At 53.2% G+C, this 2,500-nt stretch carries 2 rRNA genes (1 of these 2 cut by a window edge); both read left to right on the top strand.

The features are described 5' to 3' along the window. A 23S ribosomal RNA gene (locus AC07UX_RS21015) occupies positions 1-2,233 on the top strand; it begins 562 nt to the left of the window's first position. Between the two features lie 130 nt (positions 2,234-2,363). Beyond that, positions 2,364-2,478, top strand: a 5S ribosomal RNA gene (gene rrf, locus AC07UX_RS21010). Positions 2,479-2,500: the final 22 nt, after the last annotated feature.

Below are 2,500 nucleotides of genomic sequence, written 5' to 3'. Positions count from 1 at the left end.
GCAGTGGGAGGGTCCTTGAGACCTGACCGCGTACCTCTTGCATAATGGGTCTGTGACTTAGTGTATCAAGCAAGCTTAAGCCGTTAGGTGTAGGCGCAGCGAAAGCGAGTCTGAATAGGGCGACCATAGTTTGATGCATTAGACCCGAAACCCGGCGATCTATGCATGACCAGGTTGAAGGTGCGGTAACACGCACTGGAGGACCGAACCGTTCAATGTTGAAAAATTGTCGGATGAGTTGTGCTTAGGGGTGAAAGGCCAATCAAGCCGGGAAATAGCTGGTTCTCCGCGAAATCTATTGAGGTAGAGCGTCGAATATTTGCCGTTGGGGGTAGAGCACTGGATGGTTGCGGGGGTCGCGAGATCTACCAATACTAACCAAACTCCGAATACCAACGAGTCTAGTTCGGCAGACAGACGGCGGGTGCTAAGGTCCGTCGTCAAAAGGGAAACAGCCCTAACCTACAGCTAAGGTCCCCAAGTCATCACTAAGTGGGAAAGCATGTGGGATTTCCAAAACAACCAGGAGGTTGGCTTAGAAGCAGCCATCCTTTAAAGAAAGCGTAACAGCTCACTGGTCTAAACAAGAGATCCTGCGGCGAAGATGTAACGGGGCTAAAGTGATGCACCGAAGCTTAGGGTTCAGTCTTTGACTGAGCGGTAGCGGAGCGTTCCGTAGGCCGTTGAAGCGATCTGGTAATGGATCGTGGAGGTATCGGAAGTGCGAATGCAGACATGAGTAGCGATTAACAGTGTGAGATGCACTGTCGCCGAAATTCCAAGGGTTCCTGCTTAAAGCTAATCTGAGCAGGGTAAGCCGGCCCCTAAGACGAGCCCGAAGGGGGTAGTCGATGGGAACCACGTTAATATTCGTGGGCCTGGAGGTGTGTGACGGATGGCGTAAATTGTCAGGGCTTATTGGATTGCTCCTGGCAGTGAAGTTGTCCCAGGAAATAGCCCCTCCGTATAGACCGTACCCTAAACCGACACAGGTGGAATGGTAGAGTATACCAAGGCGTTTGAGAGAAGTATCCTGAAGGAACTCGGCAAATTGCCTCCGTACCTTCGGAAGAAGGAGGCCCCATCTATGCGCAAGCACTGATGGGGGGCACAGGCCAGGGGGTAGCGACTGTTTAGCAAAAACACAGGGCTCTGCTAAGTCGGCTTCAAGACGACGTATAGGGCCTGACGCCTGCCCGGTGCCTGAAGGTTAAGAGGAGGAGTGCAAGCTCTGAATTGAAGCCCAGGTAAACGGCGGCCGTAACTATAACGGTCCTAAGGTAGCGAAATTCCTTGTCGGGTAAGTTCCGACCTGCACGAATGGCGTAACGACTTCCCCACTGTCTCCAGGATATGCTCAGCGAAATTGAATTCTCCGTGAAGATGCGGAGTACCCGCGGTTAGACGGAAAGACCCCGTGCACCTTTACTGCAACTTCAGAGTGGCATTAGGAAAGAGCTGTGTAGCATAGGTGGGAGGCTTTGAAGCATCGACGCCAGTTGATGTGGAGCCATAGGTGAAATACCACCCTGCTGTTTTCTGATGTCTAACCTCGTACCGTTATCCGGTACAGGGACCCTCTGTGGTGGGTAGTTTGACTGGGGCGGTCGCCTCCTAAAGAGTAACGGAGGCGCGCGATGGTGGGCTCAGGACGGTTGGAAACCGTCTGTTAGAGTGCAATGGCATAAGCCCGCCTGACTGCGAGACTGACAAGTCGAGCAGAGACGAAAGTCGGTCATAGTGATCCGGTGGTCCCTCGTGGAAGGGCCATCGCTCAACGGATAAAAGGTACGCCGGGGATAACAGGCTGATGATTCCCAAGAGCTCATATCGACGGAATCGTTTGGCACCTCGATGTCGGCTCATCACATCCTGGGGCTGGAGCAGGTCCCAAGGGTTTGGCTGTTCGCCAATTAAAGTGGTACGTGAGCTGGGTTCAGAACGTCGCGAGACAGTTTGGTCCCTATCTGCCGTGGGCGTCGAAATTTGAGAGGAGTTGACCCTAGTACGAGAGGACCGGGTTGAACATACCTCTGGTGTACCTGTCGTCACGCCAGTGGCGCAGCAGGGTAGCTATGTATGGACGGGATAACCGCTGAAAGCATCTAAGCGGGAAGCCTCCCTCAAGATAAGATTTCTTCGAGCCGTCGTAGACCACGACGTTGATAGGCTGGATGTGGAAGTGCGGTAACGCATGGAGCTAACCAGTCCTAATTGCTCTGATCACGCTTAAGAGTCCCACCATCAACATCAGCACTGGCAACAGTGACGATGCTTGATCGTACGGTCGTTAAGCCAGCCCAGATAAGCCTGATATGTGCACGGCACTCGATTATAACCCAATATATGCGCCAGCTTCATTGCTTGGTGACCATAGCGTCTGTGACCCACCCGATCCCATCCCGAACTCGGCCGTGAAACCAGTCTGCGCCGATGGTACTATTGCTCAAGCACTGGAAGAGTAGGGCGTCGCCAGGCATTGAAGCTCGCGCATATATCG

It is taken from the genome of Sphingobium sp. GW821-FHT02B05, assembly GCF_059421905.1.
Note: the sequence above shows the minus strand (reverse complement) of the source record. Positions and strands in the feature narration are given on the sequence as shown.